The sequence below is a fragment of the Nocardia sp. NPDC051787 genome (genome assembly GCF_040681325.1).
In the GTDB taxonomy this organism is placed as follows: Bacteria; Actinomycetota; Actinomycetes; order Mycobacteriales; family Mycobacteriaceae; genus Nocardia.
Map to the genome: position 1 here is coordinate 1 of NZ_JBFAYO010000029.1, position 24,132 is coordinate 24,132.

The following is a 24,132-nucleotide window of genomic DNA, read 5'->3' on the forward strand; positions in this document are numbered from 1 at the left end:
CCGCCGCCTCCGTCGCCGCCGGTGGTGGATGGGTGTGTGGTGCAGCCGGTTCCGGCGCCGATGCCGCGGGTGGGGTTGCCGGGTGTGTTGCCGGGCCCGCTGGCCGCGGCCGACCCTGCCGGTGCCGCGCCCGGGCTGGGGGCCGGGCCATTACCCGGCCCGGTCGATCCGGAGGCTGCTCACCGCCCCGGTGACCCGAACGCCGGGACCGGCGGTCAGCCCGTGCCTGGTGTGGGGCAGGCCGCTGGTTGCCCCGCACCGGGCACCGCTCCGGCGCCCGGTACACCCGGGCCCGGCCCGGCACCGGGCGCACATGGCGCACCCGCACCCGGCGCAGCCGCACCCGGCGCACCTGGCGCACCCACCCATGCCGCACCTGGTGCACCCGCCCATGCCGCGCCGGGCGCACCCGGCCCCGAGGCCGCGCCCGGCGATAACCCCGAAGCCGCCACCAACCCCGAACCGGCGACCGAGCCCCAGCCCGAACCGGCCACCGAACCCGCACCGGCCCCCGCCCCTCCGCCCGGCATCACCCTGCCCTTCGGCATCGTCATCCCCCTCCCCGGACCGCCACCTGCACCGGCGGAGTAATCGAACCAAGGTGCGCACCTGCCCGCTGGTCGGGAAGCAAGAGGTGCGGCGCAACTTCGACGGCGCCGAGCACCCGTTCGCCCCGAAGGCCCGTCACGCTGGCCGACTGGGACGACCGCACCTACGGCGTTCCGTCGGTGCTCTCCACCCCGCCCGCGGCTGTCGTGGTGCCGTATGCCCACCTGCTGTCGTGGCATCGCTCGCGTGTGCCTGTCAGGTGGCCGAGCACTCTGCGACCGCCCCCATTGGTAGTCCGCGGGGCAACTGGGCCAATCGTTGGCTAACTCCGTAACGAACCTCTATTAAGAGCGTTCGATTCGAGGTGAACTCATGAGGGCCACAGTCGGAATATCAGCGGAGCAGACCGTGGTGCGCGGGGTCGTGCTCTCGGTGCGGCAAGGTGCGCCGCCGACCGTGCTGCGGGAGGCCGAACAGCCGGTCGAGCACTCGACCGCCACGTCGGTCGCCGACACCCTCGAGGCGTTGACGGGCGCGGACGCCGGCATCGAGATCGACGACGTCGCCGTCGCGTACCGCACGGTTCCCGAGCGTCGGGCGATCGTGTCGCACCTATCGACGGCATCCTGGCATTCGTCGTCGCTCGTGTCGGCCAAAACGGCGCTGCTCGCGTTACTCGACGACGTACCGGGCCTGGCCGAGTACGGCACCCTGCTGGTGCTGGAGGTCGTCGGCTTCCACACGGCGTACCTGGTGGTCGGACCGCGGCGCGCCGAGATCCTGGCCTCGGACTCCTGGTCGTCCGGCGTCGTCGACGCCGATACCGCGGGCGAGGCGATCGACCGGATCCGGCCGGAGCTGGAAGCGGCCGGATTGCGGCCCGACGCCGTCCTACTGTGCGGCACGTCGGCGGGGAAGCCGGATGTGGTGTCCGCGGTGCGACTCGGGCTCGCCGCGCCGGTGATCATCGCGCCCCACTTCGCCAACGCGGTCGCGTACGGCGCCGCGTTGGTGGCAGCCGCCCCCTTCCGCAGCGTTCCAGCGGCAATGGTTCCGGCTGGGCGGCGTCATACGGGGCGAGCGATCCTGGTCGCGGCGGCCATCGCCGCATTGGCCGGCGGAGCCGCTGTCGCGGTCGTGCAGGCGCCCGAGGACCGACCGGCGAACACCGAGATTCGCGGCCCCGCGGCGGACCCGGTTCCCGCGCAGGAGCCCATGCCGGAGGCCCAGCCGGTCATCCCGATCCCGGCGGCCCAGCCTCCCGCGGTCGATCCCATGCCCGTGACGACGACGCTTCCATATCCCGAACCATCTGTGCCACCCATGCCGCCTCCTGTGTCAGCCGAGGCCCAACGACCCGTCGAGCCGCCCCCGCCCATGCCTCCCGACCTACTGCCGGGGCAGCCCTTCCCGGGGCAGCCCCCGACACACAGGCCGCACCCGACGACGACGGCACCCGAACATGCTCCGGCTGCCGCCGGTGCACCCAACGGCACTTTCCTCTTCCCCGGCGAGTCCCCACCCCCGCCCTGGGACGCCGACTCGACGGTCGTGCAGGCATGGTGGGACAACCACTGGAAGCTGAAGGAACGCTCGCTCCAGGGCGGCTGAGCCGAGCCGGAAACCCACCCTGATCGAGCGACCACCGCGGGGCGCTCATGGGGTGACGGGGTATCGGCTCTTCGCATCGAGCCTGCGCCATACGAGGGGACAGGCGCGGCTGCGAGGTATGCATAGCCTGGGCCTGCGGACGACTTGCGCCCGGTATTCTGCTCCCTCAGGGAGGAGGGCGCGTCGTGTCCGTGCAGCCTGGCGACATCTTCGCCGGTTATCGCATCGTGCGCCGGATAGGCGCGGGCGGGATGGGCGCGGTGTATCTCGCCGAGCATCCGCGATTACCACGCAGGGACGCGGTGAAAATCCTCGATCCGGAACTCGGTGCCGACGCCGAGTTCCGCGCGCGGTTCGAGCGGGAGGCCGAACTCGCTGCCCGGCTCGAACATCCGAACGTCGTCTCCATCTACGACCGGGGCGCCGAAGGCGAGCTGCTCTGGATCGCCATGCGGTACGTCGACGGTCTCGACGCGGCCGAATTGGTGCGCCGCGGCCCCGCCGTGCTGCCCACTCAGCGGGCGGTGCGGATCGTCGCCGCGGCGGCCCGTGGGCTGGACGCGGCGCATCGCAGCGGACTGCTGCACCGCGACGTGAAACCGGCGAACATTCTGGTCTCGACGGCCGACGACGGCTCGGACGCGGTCCGCATCACCGACTTCGGGATCGCCCGATCCCTGGACGCCACCGCGACACTGACCACAACGGGATCGGTGCTGGCCAGCTTCGCCTACGCCGCACCCGAGCAGCTGACCGGCGCGCCGCTCGACCACCGCGCCGACATCTACTCCCTCGGCTGCACCCTCTACGAAATGCTCACCGGCACCGTCCCTTTCGGTCGTCGCCCGCCCGCGGCGACCTTGCAGGCGCATCTCTACGAACCACCGCCGCGACCATCGCAGGCGAACCCGACGCTGCCGCAGGCGATCGACGAGGTGGTCGCCCGGGCGATGGCGAAGAATCCGGCGTCGCGATACGCCGGCTGCGACGAAATGGCGGCCGCGGCGCTGCGCGCACTGGAGTCACCACCGAATCTCCCAGCCGCCACGGTATTTCGGCAGGACCCGCCATCGCGACCGCGGAGCGGGCTTCTGGCGTTCATCGCGGGGATGGTCGCTGTCGTCGTGATCGCGGCGCTCGCCGTGGTCCTCGTCCGTACCGGCGAACGAATCGGACAGCCGGTCGCCGCCGCGTCGTCGACCGGCTCGCCACCGTCCGCGACCGGCCGGGTGACCACCACGAGGGCGGCGTCCGCGTGGGGAGCCGCCGCCTACATCGTCGACGCGTTCCCGAACCTGCTTCCGGCCGACCCCGAAGGCCTCGGCTACCAAGGGATGCGCTGCGCACTCAACGACCGCGGCGCGTGGCTGCACTGCCCGGCCGCCACCGACGACGGGATCAACGTCAATATCCGCTGTGACCCGTCCCGTCGTCCGGTGACCTATACGTCCGAGACGCTCGGCCGCACCGACCTGCGCGAACAGCCATGGACGCGGCCGTCGGGCAGCGGCACGGTCCGGTGGGCCACCGACAACCTCGCCGGCTTCGGCCTGCTCGACGTGGCCTTCACCGATCCACACCGCAATTTCTGCACGGTCAGCGCGTCCGGCGGGAACGGCGGCCAGGATGTGTACGACAGATGGTGGATCGGCGCGCCGATCTGAGCCGAGGAACGGGACGGGTATGGCGTTGCGCGCGGGGTCGGTCTTCGCCGGATATCGGATCGAGCGCACGCTCGGCGCCGGCGGCATGGGAACGGTGTACCTGGCGCGCCATCCACGGCTGCCGCGCTCGGTGGCGCTGAAGGTGCTCGACGTGTCCGCGGGCGCGGACCCCGAATTCCGCGCCCGGTTCCAGCGTGAAGCCGAACTGGCGGCGCGACTGGATCATCCGAACATCGTGGAGATCTACGACCGCGGCAGCGAGGACGGGCAGCTGTGGATGTCGATGCGCTACGTGGCTGGCTCGGACGTGGCGTGGTTGATCGCGGGGAAGGCGCTGGCGCCGAGCCGGGTGGTGGAGATCCTCACCCAGGCCGCGGACGGGCTCGACGCCGCCCACCGGCGCGGCCTGCTGCACCGGGACGTCAAACCGGCGAATCTCCTGGTCGCGCCCGGCGACGACGGTCGCGACCAGGTGTTCGTCACCGATTTCGGTATCGCGCGCAGCCGCGAGGACACCACCGGACTGACCGCGGCCGGAGCGCTGATCGCCACGCTCGGCTACGTCGCGCCCGAACAGATCAGGGCCGAGCCGCTCGACCACCGCTGCGATGTGTACGCACTGGGCGCCACGCTCTACCAGATGCTCACCGGCACTATGCCTTTCGTGCGCAGCACGCCCGCGGCGGTGCTGCGGGCGCACCTGGCCGAACCGCCGCCACGGCCCTCGGCGGCCGATCCGGCGCTGCCCGCCGAGATCGACGCCGTCATCGCCACCGCGATGGCGAAGCGTCCCGCCGACCGCTACAACAGTTGCGGGACATTGGCCGCCGCCGCGGCCGGGGCGCTCGCCCCGCCGCGCCGGGAACCCGCCGGCATACCCGAGCCCGCGCCGCCCACACGTCTGGCTCCTCGCCTGCTGGTGGCGGCGGCCGGAGTGCTGCTGCTGGTCACCGCGCTCGCCGTTGCCCTCACCGTGCGAGGGAGCACTGTGACGGGGAAGGGAATCCCCAGCAGCGCAACGCTATCCGCTTCCCGGCCGCCCTCCGCGCCCCCGAGCACCACCGCGGCCGCACCCGCCTGGGGCCGCAATGCCGAGCTCGTCGCGCTGTTCCCCGGACTGCTCCCGGCGGCTCCGCAAGGCGTGGGCTATCAAGGCGCGCGCTGCACCGACATCAACGTGGTCAACAACGGTGGTGCCCCAGCGCTCGAATGCCGACAGGACAACGGAATCCATTGGTACGTATGGTCCTTCCGGCGCGGCGACCCCCGGCGCGACTCGACCTTCGAGACCAACATCGGCAACGACACCACGCGCCAGGACACCTGGCGCAGGACATCCGGATCCGGGCGAGTGCGCTGGAGTCATTACCCGGGCGGCAATACGGGCCTGCTCACGGTCGGCTTCGAGGACCCCGCCCGGGCCTGGACCGTCCTCGACGTCTCCTGGGATCACCACACCGGCCAGGAGCTGTTCGACCAGTGGTGGCAATCGGCGCCGCTGTGAGCCATCACGCACCGGCGGCACCGGCTCGCGGCCGATAAGCTGGCCGGGTGAGCGCACTAACGGCCGGATCGGTGGCTATCGCCCAGGACCTGGACGCCGTGACGACCCGTGGCCCCGAGGACGATCCCGCGGACACCGGGCTCAGCCGCGCGGACGTCGAAGCGGTGTGGGAGTCGGTGCGTGCGTGGTACCGCCTGGGCACGACCCCGGCCATCCAGGTGTGCCTGCGCCGCAACGGCAGGATCGCGTTGAACCGGACCATCGGGCATGGCTGGGGCAACGCGCCCGGCGACGGGCCGGACGCGGTCGAAGTGCTCGCCACGCCGGACACGCCGTTCTGCGGTTTCTCGACGGCCAAGGGCGTCGCCGGTGCGCTGATGTTCATGCTCATCGAACAGGGCGCGTTCGGCCTGGACGATCCGGTGTCCGACTACATCCCCGAGTTCGCGGCGAATGGCAAGGCCGCCATCACGATCGGTGACGTGCTGTCGCACTCCGCTGGGATTCCCTTCGTCACGCCGCCCTACCAGGGCGTCGACCTGGTGCTCGACGAGGACCTGGCCGTGCGCGCGCTGGCCGATCTTGTCCCGAGCTGGAAGCCGGGCCGCTTCCGCGTGTACCACGCGTTGACCAGCGGACTGATCCTGCGTCTGCTGGTGCGGCGGGCGACTGGAAAGCGCCTGCGGGAGCATCTGTCCGAACAGGTGCTCGAGCCGTTCGGGTTCCGCTGGACCAGCTTCGGCGTGCGTCCCGAGGACGTGGACAAGGTGGTGCCGAGCGTCAAGATCGGTCCACCCCCGCCGCGGGTGGCGACCTATCTGGCCGGCAAGGCGATCGGTGGACGTATGGACCGCGCGTCTCGCTCGGCGACCGACGCCTTCCTCACCGCCGAGCTGCCCTCGGGCAATCTGATCACCACCGCGTCCGAACTTTCGCGGTTCTACGAGATTCTCACCCGCGGCGCGCCGGACGGTCGCCGGATCATCCTGCCGGAGACATTGCAGGAGGCGGTGCGACCGGCCCGGTGGATACCGGGCGTGGCCGGACGGGTCAGCCGAGCGGGTTTCGAACTCGGCGGGCGCAGGTCGAAGTTCGGCCGCGACACCGGAGCGCACTTCGGGCGCAGCGGATTGACCACCCAGTACGGCTGGGCGGATCCGGCTCGCGGGCTGTCCGGAGCGATCCTCACCAGCGGCAAGGCGACCACCGACACCAAGCGGCCGTGGCAGCTGGTCGCGCAGATCTCCGCCACGGTGCCCGCCGACCAGTAGCGCGCGCTACCCGCACAGGGGTCTCGATCGCCTCCACCCGTGAGAAGACCTCGGCCATCCGACAGATCTAGTCTGTTAACTCGCTTGTTGCCAACCCGTGGGGTTGCGCTAGTGCGAGCGGAACAGACTGACCCGTCGGCTCTGTGGCGGTGAAAGCGTTGGTGTTGATGAGGATTGATCACGACGTGGCGGCGAGCGGGTTCCGGCACGAGGTGTTTCCCGATGAGCGCGGACGATTCGGCGTTTTCGGCGGCAGATTCGTGCCCGAAGGACTGATGGCCGCGTTGCTGGATCTCGAAGCGGCCTACCGTCTCGCGCAAGCCGATTCGAGTTTCGTGGCGGAATACCGGGAACTGCTGCGCGACCGTGTCGGCCGGCCCACGCTGCTGCATCAGGTGCGGCGGTTCGCCGAGCTGCTGGGTGTGCCGGGCGTGCGGGTGTATCTCAAGCGCGAGGACATGGCCCACACCGGCGCTCACAAGATCAACAACGCGCTCGGGCAGGCGCTGCTGGCCCGGCGGATGGGCAAGAGACGGATCGTCGCCGAGACCGGCGCGGGCCAGCACGGCGTGGCCGTGGCGACGGTGTGCGCGATGCTCGGGCTGACCTGTGTGGTCTACATGGGGACCGACGACATGCGGCGCCAGGCGTCGAATGTAATTCGGATGAGTCTGCTCGGCGCCGAGGTTCGGCCGGTCGACAGCGGATCCCGCCGGCTCAAGGACGCCATCAGCGAGTCGGTCCGCGACTGGGTGGCCAACCTGGACACCACCCACTACCTGTTCGGCACCGCGGCCGGGCCCGCGCCGTACCCGCGGATCGTGCGGGATTTCCAGACCGTGATCGGTGCGGAGACCAGACACCAGATCGCGCGCGTCGAAGGCAGACTGCCCGATTACGTCCTCGCCTGCGTCGGTGGCGGCAGCAACGCCATCGGTGTCTTCCACCCGTTCACCGACGACCCGCAGGTGCGGTTGATCGGCGTCGAGGCGGCCGGGCTCGGGGTCGACACCGGCGCGCACGCGGCGACGCTGAGCATGGGCAGCCCCGGTGAGATCGACGGCTCCTACAGTTACCTGCTGCAAGACGAGGACGGCCAGATCGCGCGGACCCACAGCATCGCGGCCGGACTCGACTATCCGGGCGTCGGCCCCGAACTCAGCCATCTGAAAGACAGTGGCCGGGTGAGCTATCGCGCGGCCACCGACGCCGTCGCGCTGCGCGGGATGCAGGCGCTCAGTCACACCGAAGGCATCCTCGCCGCGCTCGAATCGGCGCACGCCGTCGGGCATCTGCTGGAGATGGCCGACCGCGGCGAGGTTCCCGACGGCTCCGTCATCGTGCTGTGCCTGTCCGGCCGCGGTGACAAGGATCTCGCCGTCGCCGCCGATCGCCTCGGCGTGGCATAACCGCTGCTATCGTCGGAGGCGTTCATGGCGCGGGGGAGGGACCGCGCGCTACACCCGCGCACGAGGACGAGCCCTCTTGAAGTATGCATCCCGCCTGGTCCTGTTCCTGGCGATTCCCGCCGTGCTGTTCCTGCTGCCGTGGTGGACCTTGGTGGCGGCGCCCACCCAGGGGACCGGCTCGCTGTTCTGGCTCGGCTCGGCACTGTTCGCGGTGGCGTTCGCCTGCCTGCCCGCGTCGATGTATCTCGGCCATGGGCCCGCGCAGTCGGATGCCGCCTCGATCGTCGGCGACACGCTGCTCGGCGTGATGTGGGTGGTATTCAGCTGGTCGGTGCTCGGCAACCTCGCGCGTCTCGGGCTCGCCGTCGCCGGGGTCGGCGATCCGGCCCGCTCCCGGATCGTCGCGGCGGGCGTGCTGGCCGCGGCGGCCGTGCTCGCGGTGTGGGGTGTGGTCGAAGCGCGGCGGGTGCCGCGGGTCCGCGCCATGGAGGTATCCATCCCCGGACTCGGGCCCGCGCTGGACGGTCTGCGCTTGGTGGTCGTCACCGACACCCATTTCGCCGCGCTCGACCGATTGCGCTGGTCTGAACGCGTGGTCGACGTGGTCAACGCGCAACGTCCCGATATCGCCTGCCACGCCGGTGATCTCGCGGACGGCTCGGTGGCGAAGCGTCACGCGCAGGTCGATCCACTCGGCAAGGTCGAGGCCGAGCTCGGCCGGTTCTACATCACCGGCAACCACGAGTACTTCGGCGACGCGCAAGGCTGGATCGACCACATGGGGTCCCTGGGCTGGCAACCGCTGCACAATCAGCACGTGACGGTGCGCCGCGGCGACGATCAACTGGTGATCGCGGGCATCGACGACCCGACGGGCGTCGGCCTGGCCGGTCATGGCCCGGACCTTCCCGCCGCGCTCGCGGGTGCGGACCCGGGCGCGCCGGTCGTCCTGCTCGCCCACCAACCCAAGCAGATCACCGACGCCGCGGCCGCCGGTGTGGCACTCCAGATCTCCGGCCACACCCACGGCGGCCAGATCTGGCCGTTCCACTATCTCGTTCGGCTCGACCAGCCCGTCGTCGCGGGACTGAGCCGCCACGGCGGCACCCAGCTCTACACCAGCCGGGGAACCGGCTTCTGGGGGCCGCAACTGCGAGTCTTCGCACCGAGCGAAATCACCGTGCTGGTCCTGCGTCCGCAGTAGCTGGATTCGCCGGGACATGCGGGCAGCGTGCCGGCCCGGTCAGCGGCTGCCGCGGGTGCCTTCCGCCTCGCTGGTGGCATCGGGCTCGGGCAGGGGCGAGACCGGACTGCCCGGACTCCACGCTTCGGTGACGCCCGCAATCCCATCCTGGACGACGTAACTGGCGCGGGTGTGGATCGGCGCGCCGGGACGGCGGACATAGGGCACCACACGGAAGTCGTTGCGCCAGAGGTGATGATCGAGTTCAACGCGGACATACCCGCGCTGCGCGTTGAAGAACTTGAGGTCGGGGTTCGCCGCGAGCAGCAGGCGGCCTTTGGCGGTGAGGTCGGCGCCGTCGCCGTTGCTCGTGATCGAGGTTCCGGTGAATTCCGCCGCCACCACCGGTGATCGGGGGTCGGTGTAGTCGCGCCGCAGATCGGCGGCATGGTTCTCGTGCCGGTCGCCGGTGATCACCACCAGATTGCCCGCACCGCGGTCCGCGGCGGCACCGAGTACGGCGTTGCGATCGGCGACGTAGCCGTCCCAGGAGTCGGTGGACACCCTGACCTCAGGACCCGGGTCGGTGTCGTTCTGGCTCATCCCCACCTGGTTGCCGATGATCTGCCAGCGGGCCGGCGAACGGGTGAAGCCGTCGATCAACCAATCCCGTTGCTCCGCACCCAGCATGGTGCGGCCGGGGGAGAACCGGTCAGCGCAGTCGCCGACCACGGCGCCGTCGCACGCCTGCGCAGTACGGTACTGCCGGGTGTCGAGCATAGTGATCTCCGCGAGATCACCGAACCGGAAGCGGCGGTGCAGGCGCATGCCCTGCCCGGACGGCAGTGCGGTGCTGCGCAGTGGCTGGTGCTCGTACATGGCCTGGAAGGCGGCGGCACGGCGGCGGCGGAACAGGGCGGGGACGCGCCAGATGTCGAGCCCGATGCCGGGCGTGCCGGCCGCCCAGTTGTTATCCACCTCGTGGTCGTCCATGGTGACCAGCCACGGGAACGCGGCGTGCGCGGCACGCAACGGTTCCTCGGCCTTGTACAGCGCGTACCGCAGCCGGTAGCCCGGGAGATCGACGGCTTCGTCGCGGAAGTCCGGACTCACGGCGAGGCCCGCGCGTCCGCGCACCCAGGCCCGCTCATAGATGTAGTCGCCCAGATGCACGACCAGGTCCAGGTCTTCCCGGCTCAGGTGTTCATAGGCGGTGTAGTAGCCCGAACTCCACGACTGGCACGAGGCGAACGCGAAGCGCAGCCGTGCGAACGGCCGGCCCGGCGGCGGGGCGGTGCGCGTGCGCCCGACCGGGGATATGGCCGAGCCGGCCCGGAACCGGTAGAAGTACCAGCGATCCGGCGCCAGCCCATGTACCTCCGGATGCACGCTGTGGGCGAGCGCACGGGTGGCGAGCGCCGTTCCGCGGGCCACCACCTGCCGGAAGTGTTCGTCGTGGGCGACTTCGTACTCGACGGTGACCGGATCCAGCGGCATGCCGCCGAGCCCGTCGGGCGCCAGCGGGTCCGGCGCCAGTCGCGTCCACAGCACCACACTGTCGGGTTCGGGATCCCCGGACGCGACGCCCAGTGCGAAGGGATCACCCGGCCAGCGCGGCGCGGGGAACCGGGCACTGCTAGCCGCAGCCGTTCCCACCAGCACCGCGACCGATCCCGCGGCGCCTGCTCGTAACACTTCCCGACGAGAGAGGGCCATACATCAGCGTACGGCTCCTCCCGGTCACGAGAGGGACCCGAAGCCGGTGCGGGTCACAGCAGTCCGCCGCGACGGGCGTGCTCGAGCGCGTCGACCCGGGAATTCGACCCCAATTTGCCGTAGATACCGCGCAAGTGCGTTTTCACCGTGTTGACCGAGACACCGAGGTCGGCGGCGATCTGCTGGGCGGTGCGGCCGGACGGCAACTGCTTGAGCACAGTCATCTCGGTGCGCGTCAGCGCCGGGTAGGCCGACCTGCGGTGTACCGCGGGGTGCCGCCGGATCCCGGCGGCAAAGCTCTCCGACCGGCCGAAACGGCCCGCATAGCTGTCCAGCAGGGGAACAGCGGCGGGAATGTCGAGGAACGGCCGGATGAGGCGCTGCGGCGCCGCGGCGTTCAGCGCGTTCTCCAGTGCGGTCAAGGCCTTGGCCGGCGCTCCGGCCTCGTGCTGGGCCGAGGAGTACAGCACCCATCCGGTGATCGCGCTGACCGGACGCAGATCGATCGCGTTGTCGAGCAAGGGTTCGAGGATGGCGCAGGTCGCTTTGGGACGATCGGCCGCGGCACTCAGGGCGGCGTCGGCCATGCGAACCTCGGCCAGGTCGCCGACGATGCCGCGGGCTCGCTCGACCAGCAGCTGCGCGGTCCTGGGATCGTGCACGCGCAGCAGCGCCCAGATCACCGGCAGGATCAGGCTGCCGGTCGCCGATGGCAGGGTCCGATGCTCCACCAGCATGAGCAGGCTCCGGCGCAGCGCCTCGACCGCGGCCGACGGCTCCTCGGTCCGCTCGAGGTCGAGCAGCCGCCCGATCACGTGGCCGTGCCACCCGGCGACCGGACCGGACGACCCGTCGTGCTCGACGTGCTCGGCGAGGAGGGTGCTCACCTGGGCCGGATCGGGCGTCTCGCCGTGCAGGTAGGCGCCGTAGGCGGCGACGGCGGTCGCCTGGACGGCGTCGGTGGACTCCAGCAGTCCGTGCGCGCCGGCGATGGTCATGGCGTGGGCCGCGCGGTCACGCATCGCGGTGGCGGCGTCGACGGCGTTCGCGGCGAGCGCGAGCCGGGTGAGCGCGCGCAGCACCAACCGCGGCCGCCCGGCATGCTCGGCCAAGACCAGACTCGCGTGCAGCAACTGTTCGCCGCGCGCGACCGCGCCGCTGGCGACCAACCCGCTGGCGATCTGAATCGCGGTGTACGCGTCGAGATCGGGGTCCCCGGTCGGCGCGATCTCATCCCGGAATTCACCGAGTGCGGTCCCGGTGGTCGCCGCGACGTCGATCGTCGCGGCCAGCGCGAGGCTGTCCACCCGTTCGGCGGGGGCGAAGGAGACCTTGCCGGCACGGCGTGCCATCGCCGTGTCCAGGCACGCCACCGCGGCGGCGGTGCTGCCGCGCACGAGCGCGTCGACAACCCGCACCAGCCACAGGAACGGGTCGTCGAGCAAGGTGGGCGCCGACTGGGCGAGCCCGTCGAACAACGTGTCGCCGGCTCCGTCGAGAACGATCCGCAGGGCGGAGTCGGACAGGAACTCGCACAGGCTTTCCCGGTCCGGACCGGCGAGAAAATGGGGTAGCGCGGTCGCGGGCAGTCCTGCGGAACGCAGCCAACGCGCCGACTGGCCGTGCAGGTCCGCGCACAGCTGTGGCCCGAGCCGGTGCGCCTCGCCGCGGAAATAGGCGCGCACCATGGGGTGACAGGCGTACCACACCTCGTCACCACGCGAATCGGCACTGATCGGGAAATCGATCCGGTCGAGTTCGTGGAGATAGTGTCCCGCGCCGCCGCCGACGAGTTCGTCGGCGAGTTGCTCGGTGAACGACACCGGGATGCTGGTGTAGGTGAGGAATTGGTGCAGCCCGGGCGACAGTCCCTCGTCGAGTTCGCCGGCCAGGAAATCCGCGACGGCGCGCGGTGGTCGCGCGAGGATGGCGAGCGCTGCAGCCCGGTCGTCGGAACGTGCGGCCAGATGGGCGGCGGCGATGCGCACCAGCGCCGCCCAGCCATGGGTCAGCGCGCCGAGCGCGTCCAGCTCGGTGCCGGTGAGCTCGCAGCCATGATCGCGACACAACACGTCGATCTGGCCCGGTGTGAAGGCGAGGTCGCTCCTGCTCCAGCGGGTCAGGCGCGACTGGAGATCGAGGACATGCCACCGGATCGGCGGAGCGTAGCGGCCGCACAGCACCGTCGTGACGGTACGTGGCGCATGGTGGAGGAAGTATTCGACGCCGGCGAGCGCGAGCGGATCGGCGATCAGATGAGCGTCGTCGAGGACGACTACCGTCGGCGTCGCCCGCGAAGCGAGCGCGTCGACGAGCGCCGCCGCGCCTGCGGTCGGCGGGCCGCCGTGCTCGGCGGCGGCGATGCCGAATCGAGTGTGCAGCGCGGCCCAGAGCGACGCCGGGTCGTCGAGTTCATCGGTGATGGTCAGCCACGCGACGTCCGGTTCCCCCGCTGTGTGGCGGGTGGCCCAGTCGGCCAGCAGGACGGTCTTTCCGGTCCCCGCGGGTGCGCAGATCAGCAGCACACCCCCGTTGCCGGCGTTCGAGACCGCGTCTACGGCGGCGAGCAGATCCGGTCGCGGAATCGGCGCGAAGGCCAACACCGGTATCTCGGCAGCTGTTTCCGCTGCCGATGGGATGCGGCGTAGAGCGGGGACGTGCGATGTGGTCACCGTGCCTCCCAGGCCGTGTGCTGACAAATCACTACCGCGCCTAGCTCCCGGAACTTACCCGGCGGAAAGTCCGCTCGATCCGATCGTGTGCGGTCGTTATTGAAATTTCATCCCGGACGGGTGTGCGACATTCGAGCCACCCGAAACGGGTGAAGTGCCGAACGGTGCGCGTGGTGGAGATTCGACATGCGTCCATTACTTCCCAGAAAGGGGCGATCGATGACGCATATGACCGCACCGGAACAACACCCCGTGCGCCGTGGCATCGCGGCGGGCACGTCCATAGCGGCCGCGATTCTGCTGCTGACCGTCGGTGTGCTGTCGGTCTTCGAGGGCATTTCCGCCGTCGCGGAGGACCAGCTGTACATCGTGGGCACGGACTACGTCTACAAGTTCGACACCACGGCATGGGGCTGGATCCATATCGTGCTCGGGATCCTGCTGATCATCGCCGCGCTGGGTCTGATGACCGGCGCCACCTGGGCTCGGGTTACGGCGATCTGCCTGGCCGCCTTGTCGATCATCGCGAACTTCATGTGGCTGCCGTACTACCCGGCTTGGTCCATCCTCGTTATCGCCCTCAACATCGTGGTGATCTGGGCGATCGCCACCTGGAGGCCGGACACGGCCGGGGCGGAGGGCCGCACCGGGCGCGAAGGCCTGACCGGGCGAACACCAGCGGCACCGCCCCAATAGCCGGGCACGCAGGGTGCGGGGACGCGGTCGACGTCGGCTCGGCGCAGGTCGAGTCCGACGTCGGTCCCCCGCCTCGCCGGGTCTTCAGGCCGTACTGGTTGGGCGGCGCTGGATTCGCGTTCAGGTCCTGCGTCGTGCGCTCATGCTCTGGGCGTACCCGGCGAGTTGCCCAGGTGCGTACGAGATAAGTTGTCACGCTCGCTGCACGATGGTGCGGGTGCGGACCCAGCCTGCCGCGGCGCGGCACCGAATGTCTTGTGGCGCTTGCCGGAACCCGGCAGGCGAGATCGGGTGCGCGGCGATCGCCGCGGTCGGTCAGCGGTGTGGGTGCGGGTGCGAAACGTGCGGAGATACCGCTGCGTGGCGATGGGAAGGGGTTCTGCGGTGGGCAACCATACCAAGCAGTCCGCGATGCGAGTGGTGATGATTCCCAGGGAGGTGGTGCGACCGGCCTCGGTGTTCGACGATGTCGCCGCGGCGGCGGGCACGGTGGTGTCCAAGGGGCTGTTCTTCGTGCTGATCGTCGGGCTGGTGCTGACCGCGGCGGTGAGTCTGCTGTTCGGCCGCGACGTCGACGGCTGGCCGCGGCTGCTCACCACCGCGACGACCATCGTCACGTTCGTGCTGGTCGCGCTGCTGCACAACATGCACAGCCGGGCCACCTACGCGATGCAGGTCAAACTCAACGCTCTCGCCGAGGCGCTGTCGGACGTCAAGGTCGGACTGAGCGCCGATGCGGCCGTGAGCTGTCGCGGTGAGCAGCGTTGCGTGGAACACGGTTTCGTGCACAACGACAGATCCGCCTGACCCCTCGGCCGAGTCGGGGTTTCCGCTGTCGCCGCTGACTCGGTTGTGGTATCCACCCTTCGTCATCCCTGCGAATCGAAGGAAGCCAATGGCCGGCAAACCCCCGCTCGTACTTCTGCACGGTGTCACCATGTCTGAGCGGGTGTGGGATGACGTCACACCTTTGCTGGCCGCGCGGCACGACGTGATCACCCCGACCGCCGTCGGCCATCGGGGTGGACCACCTGCGCTACGGCGTCCGGCACGGGTCGAGCACTTGGTGGACGACATCGAGCGGCAGCTCGACGCGCTGGGCTTGCGCCGCGCGCACATCGCGGGCAATTCGCTGGGTGGCTGGATGGCGATTGAACTGGCTCGCCGCGGCCGCGCGGAGACCGTCTGCGCGCTGTCGCCCGCGGGATTCTGGGATTCCGGCAGCAGGAGCCAGTCGGTCGCGACCCGTCGGATCGCCCGGGAGGCGGCCACCGGCCGGCTGCTGGGATTTCTCGCACCGTTGGGACTGCGCAGTGCGCTGATCAGGCGAGTGGCGTTGCGCAACATCGCGGTGCACGGCGATCGCATCACACCGGCGCAAGCCATGACCGTCTTACACGATCTGCTGGGATGCACGGTCACCGCCGACCTGCTCGGCACCGACGAACACATTGCCTCCTTCGATCCGCTGCCGTGCCCGATCACGGTGGCCTGGTCGGAGAACGATCGGGTCCTTCCCGCGCAGATCCATGGAGCGATAGCCCGAGCTCGGTTGCCCGAGGCCGTCTTCTCCCTCCTGCCCGGGGTGGGTCACGTGCCGATGATCGATGACCCCGAGCTGGTTGCTCGGACCATTCTCGCCACCACGCACACCACCGCAGCTGAGGCGTCCTAGCTCATTCCAGAGTGCGCCGTCTCAGTGGAATTTCCGGCGCGGCAGTGCTCACGGCGACGGAAGCCGGTGGCTGTAACGGATCGCGGGCGTACGGCGAGGAATAGGCATTCGCCTGAGCGAAGTTTCAGCGCACCATTCCGACCAGCGAGACGGCCATGACGATCTTCGAGCATACGCAGGCGCGTGACCCCAAGCGATATCTGTGGATGCTGGGTTTGATCGCCCCGGCCTGTGCCCTACTGCCTTCGCAGTTGGTGGCACGCACAGGATTGGAAGTGTTCTGGTGGATCGGCCCGGTCATCGTGCTGGTGCTGATTCCGCTGCTGGACGTGGCGGTCGGAGACGACGGGAGCAACCCGCGCGAGGAAGACTACGCGGCACTATCCAGCGACCGTTACTACCGTTGGTGCACCTATCTTTTCCTGCCGATCCAGTTCCTCGGCCTGTTCGTCGCGGGGTACCTGTGGTCGGGCACCGCGTTGAGCCCGGCCGACAAGCTGGGATTGGCCGTGACCTTGGGATTCGTTTCCGGCATCGGCATCAACGCCGCGCACGAACTGGGGCATCGCGCCGAGCATCTCGAACGCTGGCTGGCGAAAATCGCACTGGCGCAATCCGGATACGGGCACTTCTTCGTCGAGCACAACCGCGGCCATCACGTCCGTGTCGCCACACCCGAAGACCCGGCCAGTGCGCGGCTCGGCGAGTCGCTGTGGGCGTTCCTGCCGCGCAGCATGGTCGGTGGGTTCCGCTCGGCGCTGTCCCTGGAACGGGAACGCCTGTCCCGCAAGGGGAAACGCTGGTTCAGCCGAGACAACCACCTCCTGCAAGCCTGGTCGATGACCGTGGCGCTGTTCGGCGCGATGATCGTGGTCTTCGGACCGGTGGTTATCCCGTTCCTGGCGCTACAGGCGCTGATCGGCGCCGGTTTGCTGGAGACGGTGAACTACATCGAGCACTACGGATTACTGCGCCGGCGCCGTGCCAACGGCCACTACGCACGGTGCTCACCGCGCGACAGCTGGAACAGCGACCGCCTCGTCACGAACCTGTTCCTGTTCCATCTGCAACGCCACAGCGACCATCACGCGAATCCCGGCCGCCGCTACCAGACGCTGCGCAGTTCGGAGCAAGCACCCCAGCTGCCGGCCGGCTACGCGAGCATGATCGTGCTGGCCGCCGTACCTCCGCTCTGGCGCGCGGTCATGGACCACCGTGTCCTGGCCCACTACGGCGGCGACATCACCCTCGCCAACACCGAACCCCGGCCCAGACGTCACCACGCCCTCCTCGGCCGGCGCTGGGCTCGCCACCCACTGATCCGACACCGATCTGCCCAGAGGCAGTCGGCGTCGGACGGTCCAGCCAACGGGCATCGCGGCGATCTTCCTGACCCATCCACCGATTCGACCGGAGGTCCGGCGGGCGGTGAATGGTCAGGCCACGGAAAATCGAAGTCCGCCCGCGGGGTCCTAGCGGCTGGAACCGCTCGCCGACAGCGATGCCAGCAGGCAGTCCCAATGCGGTGCGCCGCCGGGGCAGCCCGGGCTGGCGACCGGATCCGACTGTTCTACGGGTTCGGCCGGCTGCAGTGGGATGCCGACGGCCGACGCCGGTGCCGCTGTGACCAAGGGGGCCAGCAGGATTGCGCCGGCGAGCATTCCGGCACGAAGGTGGATATGCATCGGGTCTTCCTTTCCAGCGGTGAGGGAAGCCGCCGCCGGCGACGCTATCGGCGTGGATGACATCGCGAACAGACCTGGAAAGGCGCGCCACCGAAACTGAGGGCTTCCACTGAGGAGCCCCGCCGCACCGGTCAGGCGTGGTCCAGCGCGGCGCGGATCCTCTCCACGGTCGCGCTGAGGCGGGCGTGGTGTGAGCCCGGCCAGTAGATCCGCCCGCAGTCGCGGCACTGGCGGAAGGTGTCGTAATAGCGGCGGGTGAGCGGTTGCAGCCGATCTTCGACGTCGGCTTTGGCCACCTCGGCGACCGGCCCGCCGCAGCGCAGGCAGCGGGTGAACGGTGCCAGGGACGCGAGCAGATCCAGCCGCCGGATCACCTCGACGACCTGATCGAGCGGCTGGTCGGACCGGATGTACACACCGTGAGTGACGTTGCGTCGCTTCAGCAGTCCGCGGTCGCGGGTGAGCAGGATCCGGTGCTCGGCGGCGGACACCTCGGCGAGCTCGGCATCCGCGGCATTCCATCGGCAGCGCACGTCCAGGCCCATCAACCGCATCAGCTTGGCCAGTCCGCCGAGATTGACGTCGGCGACGAAACGCGGCTCACGCAGCGGGTGGGGGCGCACCCTCGTCACCCCGCCGATGTCGAGGGTTTCGAAGACCGGATACGCGCTGATACGGTCGCCGATCCGCGGGTGATGGCCGAAGTCCACCGGTTGCCCGTCGACCAGGACCAGGTCGACCTCGGTGTGTGGGATACCCGCGGCCTCGATGAGGTCCTTCACCGTCTGGTGGGGCCGGAACGGCCGGCGCAACACCGTGTATCGCTCATCGGGCCGGAGGAAGTCGTTCAACTCGGCGTAGAAGCGGATGTCGACGCTCATTCGACGAACAGCGCCAGCGATGCCGTGAATCCATGCAGCGCGTTGCGGCCCGCGATGGGACCGATCTCGCCCGCGGCGAAGAAACCCGCGAGCGGAATGCCGCCGAGCAAGTCCTCGATCGTCGTGGCGTCGTGATCCGCGACCCCGAACATCCGCCGGCCGCGTCCGTTGCACGTGAACAGCAACGCACCGGCCGCACGCCCGGGCAGGTCCGCGCTGGCCCGCGCCAGGGCCGCCCGCAGATCCTTGTCGGCTCCGACCGCGTCACGGACCTGGAACTGGACGGTCGTGCCGACCTCGACGGCCTCGCCGATCTCGATCGCGCCGCTGGACGGGTCGGCGCCGAGGATGCCGCGGATCAGGAAATCGCCCTGCCCGGGCGCGGCCAGATGCTCGTCGACCACGATGCCGATCTGCAAGCCGTTGGCCAGCAGCTCCTGCTGATCGGGCGGCAGCACGTCGACGATCTCGCGCAATCGCACGATCGGCGGCCGGCCACCGAGCTCGGTGACCAGATCGCCCTGCGCGGCGGTGACGATGTAGGGGTACCCGATGGGCCGGCAGCCCTGCGACACGATCGGGACTCCGCGCAGGCCGGGCAGCCGCACACCGACCGCGCCGGAGGTCACCACGTCACGGTCGAGGAACAGCCTGCTGCCCGCTGGGAACTGCCCACCGCTGACCAGCCCGCCCATCACGACGGTGCCGGGCAGATCGGCGTTCAAGTGCTCGAGCAACGCATCGGCCGGGAACGAGTACGGGTCCGGCAGCAACAGGTGGAAGTCGCGTGCGTCCTTGTCGAAGCGATAGCCGGCGAGCAGTCCGCCGGTCGCGGTGCGGACGAAGTCCAACCGGAATGTCTCGGCGGGCAGACCGGACGCCAGCCACACCGCCACCGCGGGCTCGTCCTCGATCTCGCGGCGGCCCGCGACCACCGCCTGCGCCACGCATCCGACCAGTGCGGGTACCCGGACCGTGCGGTGCACACCGGCCAGCACGGCCGAGGCGTCGTCGGCATGCGCCCGTGACGCGAGCAGCACGGCGAGCGCCGGGGCCTCGCCCGCGAGCTGATCGCGTGCGTGCGCCGCGGCCTCCACGCCCGCCTGCCGCGCCTCGGGCGCGGTGGAGAGCCCCACACCGATCCGCACCCTTCCATCGTAGCCAACCTGCGGCAAAGTGTGTTCCGTTGCGGCGCATGGCTTTTCATTTCGAGCCCCGATCTGCATGCTGCTGTGCGATCGTCGTGGGCGGTCACCGCGGCGATTCCAGCCCCCCGGTGCAGACAGCGGTGTCGGCGAGCGCCCGCCGACCCCGCGGACGCACCCTGCCGGCAGGGGCCCCTGTGCGCGGCTCAGGCTGCGCCGGGCACTGCCATCGAGCAAGCAGGGCCGGTTAGCGACTCGGTAGCTGTCAGAGCCTGCGCGTGCGTCGTCCCGCTCGAATCGGATCTTCCCAATCCAGGGAGGCTCGACGGCTCCGAGCGAAGATAGACGCACCACACTCCGCTGAACGGCAGTCCGAGATCAGAGTGTCGGCACGGGCCAGCGCACCGCGACGGGACCTGACCGGTGTAACGACAAGCAGGAGACATCGGTGAGTGAGCCGTCGCGGATCGATACGGGCGAACTCCGCGCGATGGTGTCGACGCTGGAGGGGCTCATCGCCGATGCTTCCCGAATTGTCGGCGAGTTGAAGACCGCCATCGCATCGGCGGAAGCGGACTCGAGCGAGCGGTACACCGAATCCCCTCATGCGCGCGGCGGGACGGAGTCCGCCTCCGCCCTCGCGACGCCCGCGGAGGCGAGGCAGCTGCCGAGTGGGCGCAGTCGGACGGAGTCTGTCGTCAGTCCCGCGCCGGACCGGGTGGAGCCGAGGCAGTCGCCTATCTCGACCGATAAGAAGACAGCTCACGACCAGCACACCGTGTCAGGAGAGCGGGCGGCCTCCGTCCCCAAGGCCACCCCATGGTCCCGAAGACCGGCGGACACACCTTGGTCGCGGCGCACCACTAGGCCGTACCCATCCAGCACAGCGGCGCGAGTATCCGCGCCCCGGATACGGAACATCGGTCCGTCCACCGAGGTGCCGGCGATTGCCCGTCGACATCCAGAGTCTCAGCCCGCGGTCGCGGCGCCTGTTTCACAGCCCAGCACGGCTGCGGGGGCGAGCTCGGGTCCACAGCCAAGTGCCGTGGTCGATTCAGGGTCGGATTCGCCGCCCTGCGCCGTGGTCGATTCAGCGTCTTCCGTTTCCAGGCCCAGCACCGTCTCCGGGCTTGTTTCGCGGCCCAGCATCGCCGTCGAGCCGGGGTCTGTTTCGCCGCCGCGCACGGTTGTCGCATCGGGGGCGGATTCGCCGCCCGGCACGGTTGTCGATTCAGGGTCCTCCGTTTCCAGGCCCGACACCGTCATGGGGTCCGGGCCTGTTTCGCCGTCGAGTGGGGTTGTGGAGTCGGTGTCTGTTTCGCCGTCGAGTGGGGTTTCGGAGCCTGTTTCGCGGCCCATTATGGGTGTGGAGTTGGGGTCTATTCCACAGTCGAGCTCAGTTGCGGAGTCCGTGCCGGTCCCCCAGCCCAGCGCTGATCCCGAGTCGGACTCCGCACGGGTTGTCCGGGAAATGGCGGCCCGGCACGGCCTGGAAGTCATCGGGTTCGAGACGGCGAATGTCGACGCGCAGGCTGTTCGCGAGATCGCCTCCGCTCTGGACGACTTGCTCGCGAAGTACCCGATTCCGCTACGCGGCATCGAGATCACCGAACGGCGCGACAACCCGAACCCTCGCTCGATATGGGATCGCCCCTCGCAAACCGAGCCACCGGCGGACCCGGCGCTGTGGATCGTCCTCGACAGAGCCGCTTTGATTCCACCGGCCGGATCGGTACCGGGGAAAGCGCGGTGGAAAGGCCGCAGACGCGGGTCCGCCGAGCGGCCGGTATACGCGGCGCTCGTGCGTGAATTCGCCTGTGCGCTGGATATCGCGGGCGGTTTCCGGGCTCGTCAAGAGGCCATGCGAGCGCTGGTCGCCGAGTCGCTGCGCGGCGGCGGTGGTGGTGGCCACGGTCTGCTGGATCCCGGCCGGGCGCTGGTCGAGGGCTTTACCGAGGTGGTGTTGCGCGGGGAGCGCGCTGGTGAGTTGGCGAAGGTGCTGCACGGGGCGCTGGTGAAAATGGCCCGAGCCGAGTCGGACGACCTGTCGGCTTGACCGTGCGCGAGTGCGGTGCGACGAAGAAGCCGGCGCATCGTCGTAGCCCGGAGGTGAGTATTCTGGGGACCCCCCTGTTCCGGGGCAGGAACCGATCTGTTATCTACTGGCTACGATTGTTTTCGACTACACGGGCTCGGTAACTGTGAAGGGATTATCTCTATGGCACGCAAGGTCGTCGTGACACTGGTCGATGACTACGACGGCAAGTCTCAGGCCGAGGAAACGGTGTCTTTCGCGTTGGATGGCGTGGCCTACGAGATGGACTTGTCGGCGGACAATGCCGGTCAGTTGCGCGAATTCTTCGAGCAGTGGGTTCCATACGCGCGCAAGGTCGGTCGTACGCGCCGGGGCCGCGGCGGCACGCCACGGTCGGCGACCGACCGGGAACAGGCCACGGTCATCCGGGAATGGGCGCGCCAGAACGGCATCGACGTGTCGGCCCGCGGTCGGATAGCCGCCGAAGTGGTCGAGGCGTACAAGAAGGCCAACGCGTAGCGGCGCCGAACCGGGGTACGCGACCACCATGACGGTCACTACGGATGCCCCGTCGCAGGAGTTGCCACGGCCGCGCGGCGAGTTGTCGCACGCGGTCGTGGAGCTGCTGCGCGGGACACCGGGCCGGTCGGTGCCCCGGCTGGGTCCGGCGGACCCGTACGGCGAGGACCTGCACCTGGCCCTGCACACCTGTTACGAGCTGCACTACCACGGCTTCGTGCCGGTCGATCCAGGATGGGAGTGGGACCCGGGTCTGCTGGGTCTGCGTGCCGCGATGGAACAGCGGTTCCAGCGCGCGCTGTGTGACGACGTGCCCGGCGGAGCGGATCTCGACGCGGAACTCGACCATTTGCTCGTGACACCGGCCGACCCGGCCGGACCCATCCGCTTCCTGCGCGACGACGGCGAATGGTGGCAGATGCGCGAATACTTCGTGCACCGCTCGATCTATCACCACAAGGAAGCCGATCCGTACGCGTGGGTGATTCCGCGATTGCGCGGCCAAGCCAAGGCATCGCTGGTGGCGGTCGAATTCGACGAGTTCGGTGGCGGCCGAGGCGAGCGCGTGCACGCGCAGCTGTATGCCGATCTGCTGGCCGGCGCCGGTCTGAACGCCGAGTATCTGCATTATTTGGACGTGGTGCCGGCCCCGATGCTCGCGCTGGTGAACATGATGTCGCTGTTCGGCCTGCATCGATCGCTGCGTGGTGCGCTGGTCGGTCACTTCGCCACCGTGGAGATCACCTCGCCGCCGGGGTCGCAGCGCATGGTGGAGGCGTTGCGGCGCTTGGCCGCCGACCCGGCGTGCGTGCGGTTCTATCGCGAGCATGTGGAAGCCGATGCCGTGCATGAGCAGGTGATGCGTACCGGCGTGATCGGCAGCCTGCTCGCGCACGAACCCCATCTGACCGAGTCGGTGGTGTTCGGTATCCAGGCGACGAATCTGCTCGAGGACCGCTTCGCCGACCACGTTCTGGAGTCCTGGCGCGCGGGCCGCAGTTCGTTGCGGGACGTCGAGGGTGGACCGCGCGGCTCCCGCGATTAACCCGCCGGATCTGGGCTATCCGTCGACTGTGATGTTGTTGCGGGCCCCTGGGGTCTATCGACCGCAGCTGGACACGTGGCTGCTGGTCCGTGCCCTGTCCGAGGCGGGCGTCCCGCGTGGTGCTGAGGCGTTGGACGTGTGCACCGGTACAGGGGCATTGGCCGTCGCGGCCGCGCGGGCGGGAGCGGCGACGGTGACGGCGGTGGACGTCTCTCGTGCCGCGGCAGTGTCGGCGTGGTTGAACTGCCGTGTCCGCGGGATCGACGTCGAGGTGCTGCGCGGTGATTTCGCCGCGGTGCTCGGTCGGCGCAGTTTCGATCTGGTGGTGGCCAACCCGCCCTATGTGCCCGCTCCGGAAGGCGCCGCCTCCCGCGGATCGGCGCGGGCCTGGAACGCCGGGACCCGGGGCCGAGCCGTGCTCGACCAGCTGTGCGCGGCGTTGCCCGCGCTGCTGAGACCGCGCGGCATGGCGTTGATCGTGCATTCGGTGTTGTGTGACCCGGATGCGACCCTCGCCGGGTTGCGCGAGAACGAATTGAAGGCCGCCATCGTGGCCCGGGCGACCGCGCCGTTCGGTCCCGTCCTGCGCCGCCGTGCGGACTGGCTGGCCGCGGCCGGGCTGATCGAGCCCGGCCAGCGAATGGAAGATCTGGTGGTGATCCGTGCCGATCGAATCCGACCATGAATGGCGGCGGGTGACGCTGACCGCTGATGGCCCCGCCTTGATCGAGGGGCCGGTCGAAGTGGTCACCGCGGACGGTCGAACGATCCGCTCCGACCGGTTCGTGGTCGCGCTGTGCCTGTGCCGGCGTTCGAAGGATTATCCGTTCTGCGACACCAGCCATCGCAAGCATTGCCGCCCGTCGTGATGT

19 protein-coding genes and 2 pseudogenes are annotated in these 24,132 nt (G+C 69.6%); 16 read left to right on the plus strand and 5 right to left on the minus strand.

Features of this window, described 5'->3' with window-relative positions; all coding sequences use genetic code 11:
- From AB0M45_RS26165 to AB0M45_RS26195, 7 genes and pseudogenes are all read left to right on the plus strand, one after another.
- A pseudogene (locus AB0M45_RS26165) lies at positions 1–591 on the plus strand (lytic transglycosylase); the annotation flags it as partial.
- Between the two features lie 330 nt (positions 592–921).
- Entirely contained in the window at positions 922–2,160 is a 1,239-nt protein-coding gene (locus tag AB0M45_RS26170) for a hypothetical protein (protein ID WP_364334497.1), read from the plus strand.
- Positions 2,161–2,345: 185 nt separating this feature from the next.
- Positions 2,346–3,824: a serine/threonine-protein kinase gene (locus AB0M45_RS26175; protein WP_364334500.1), complete on the plus strand. Its 1,479-nt coding sequence runs from the start codon at positions 2,346–2,348 to the stop codon at positions 3,822–3,824.
- A gap of 19 nt (positions 3,825–3,843) precedes the next feature.
- Positions 3,844–5,328 (plus strand): protein kinase, encoded by a 1,485-nt coding sequence (locus AB0M45_RS26180; protein WP_364334503.1) that lies wholly within the window; start codon positions 3,844–3,846, stop codon positions 5,326–5,328.
- A 47-nt stretch (positions 5,329–5,375) separates the two neighbouring features.
- Positions 5,376–6,599, plus strand: coding sequence for a serine hydrolase (locus AB0M45_RS26185; protein ID WP_364334506.1), 1,224 nt, complete (start codon positions 5,376–5,378; stop codon positions 6,597–6,599).
- 167 nt (positions 6,600–6,766) lie between these two features.
- On the plus strand, positions 6,767–8,008 hold the full coding sequence (gene trpB / locus AB0M45_RS26190) for a tryptophan synthase subunit beta (protein ID WP_364334509.1): 1,242 nt from the start codon (positions 6,767–6,769) through the stop codon (positions 8,006–8,008).
- Between the two features lie 76 nt (positions 8,009–8,084).
- Complete coding sequence (locus AB0M45_RS26195; protein WP_364334512.1) at positions 8,085–9,212, plus strand: metallophosphoesterase; 1,128 nt, start codon at positions 8,085–8,087, stop codon at positions 9,210–9,212.
- 39 nt (positions 9,213–9,251) lie between these two features.
- Here the strand turns inward: AB0M45_RS26195 and AB0M45_RS26200 are convergent, their stop codons facing one another.
- Both AB0M45_RS26200 and AB0M45_RS26205 read right to left on the minus strand, forming a co-directional pair.
- The gene (locus AB0M45_RS26200) at positions 9,252–10,907 is read right to left on the minus strand and encodes an alkaline phosphatase D family protein (RefSeq protein ID WP_364334515.1); all 1,656 of its coding nucleotides are present in this window, start codon (positions 10,905–10,907) and stop codon (positions 9,252–9,254) included.
- A 53-nt stretch (positions 10,908–10,960) separates the two neighbouring features.
- The gene (locus AB0M45_RS26205; RefSeq protein WP_364334518.1) at positions 10,961–13,579 is read right to left on the minus strand and encodes a LuxR C-terminal-related transcriptional regulator; all 2,619 of its coding nucleotides are present in this window, start codon (positions 13,577–13,579) and stop codon (positions 10,961–10,963) included.
- 219 nt (positions 13,580–13,798) lie between these two features.
- Between AB0M45_RS26205 and AB0M45_RS26210 the strand changes: the two genes are divergently transcribed.
- From AB0M45_RS26210 to AB0M45_RS26225, 4 genes and pseudogenes are all read left to right on the plus strand, one after another.
- Entirely contained in the window at positions 13,799–14,275 is a 477-nt protein-coding gene (locus AB0M45_RS26210) for a hypothetical protein (protein WP_364334521.1), read from the plus strand.
- Between the two features lie 384 nt (positions 14,276–14,659).
- Positions 14,660–15,082: a low affinity iron permease family protein gene (locus tag AB0M45_RS26215; RefSeq protein WP_364334524.1), complete on the plus strand. Its 423-nt coding sequence runs from the start codon at positions 14,660–14,662 to the stop codon at positions 15,080–15,082.
- 88 nt (positions 15,083–15,170) lie between these two features.
- Entirely contained in the window at positions 15,171–15,950 is a 780-nt protein-coding gene (locus tag AB0M45_RS26220; protein WP_364334527.1) for an alpha/beta hydrolase, read from the plus strand.
- Positions 15,951–16,105: 155 nt separating this feature from the next.
- Positions 16,106–17,218: pseudogene (locus AB0M45_RS26225) on the plus strand (alkane 1-monooxygenase); the annotation flags it as partial.
- A 548-nt stretch (positions 17,219–17,766) separates the two neighbouring features.
- Here the strand turns inward: AB0M45_RS26225 and AB0M45_RS26230 are convergent.
- The 3 genes from AB0M45_RS26230 to AB0M45_RS26240 form a co-directional block, all read right to left on the minus strand.
- The gene (locus AB0M45_RS26230) at positions 17,767–18,516 is read right to left on the minus strand and encodes a Mut7-C RNAse domain-containing protein (protein ID WP_364334530.1); all 750 of its coding nucleotides are present in this window, start codon (positions 18,514–18,516) and stop codon (positions 17,767–17,769) included.
- A complete protein-coding gene (locus AB0M45_RS26235) occupies positions 18,513–19,664 on the minus strand; it encodes an FIST N-terminal domain-containing protein (protein WP_364334533.1) in 1,152 nt (383 codons plus the stop codon). The genes AB0M45_RS26230 and AB0M45_RS26235 overlap by 4 nt, the downstream gene beginning before the upstream one ends.
- A 966-nt stretch (positions 19,665–20,630) precedes the next feature.
- Positions 20,631–20,927, minus strand: coding sequence for a hypothetical protein (locus AB0M45_RS26240; protein WP_364334536.1), 297 nt, complete (start codon positions 20,925–20,927; stop codon positions 20,631–20,633).
- Positions 20,928–21,072: 145 nt separating this feature from the next.
- On the opposite strand from AB0M45_RS26240, the gene AB0M45_RS26245 reads away from it, so the two are divergent.
- From AB0M45_RS26245 to AB0M45_RS26265, 5 genes are all read left to right on the plus strand, one after another.
- Positions 21,073–21,717, plus strand: a complete 645-nt coding sequence (locus AB0M45_RS26245) for a hypothetical protein (RefSeq protein ID WP_364334539.1) — start codon at positions 21,073–21,075, stop codon at positions 21,715–21,717.
- Positions 21,718–21,879: 162 nt separating this feature from the next.
- Positions 21,880–22,215: an Lsr2 family protein gene (locus AB0M45_RS26250; RefSeq protein WP_364334542.1), complete on the plus strand. Its 336-nt coding sequence runs from the start codon at positions 21,880–21,882 to the stop codon at positions 22,213–22,215.
- Between the two features lie 28 nt (positions 22,216–22,243).
- A complete protein-coding gene (locus tag AB0M45_RS26255; protein WP_364334545.1) occupies positions 22,244–23,260 on the plus strand; it encodes an iron-containing redox enzyme family protein in 1,017 nt (338 codons plus the stop codon).
- A 31-nt stretch (positions 23,261–23,291) separates the two neighbouring features.
- Positions 23,292–23,945 carry a HemK2/MTQ2 family protein methyltransferase gene (locus AB0M45_RS26260; protein WP_364334734.1) on the plus strand — a complete coding sequence of 218 codons (654 nt, stop codon included), beginning with the start codon at positions 23,292–23,294 and terminating at the stop codon, positions 23,943–23,945.
- 10 nt (positions 23,946–23,955) lie between these two features.
- Entirely contained in the window at positions 23,956–24,129 is a 174-nt protein-coding gene (locus tag AB0M45_RS26265; protein WP_364334548.1) for a CDGSH iron-sulfur domain-containing protein, read from the plus strand.
- The last annotated feature ends 3 nt before the right edge of the window (positions 24,130–24,132 follow it).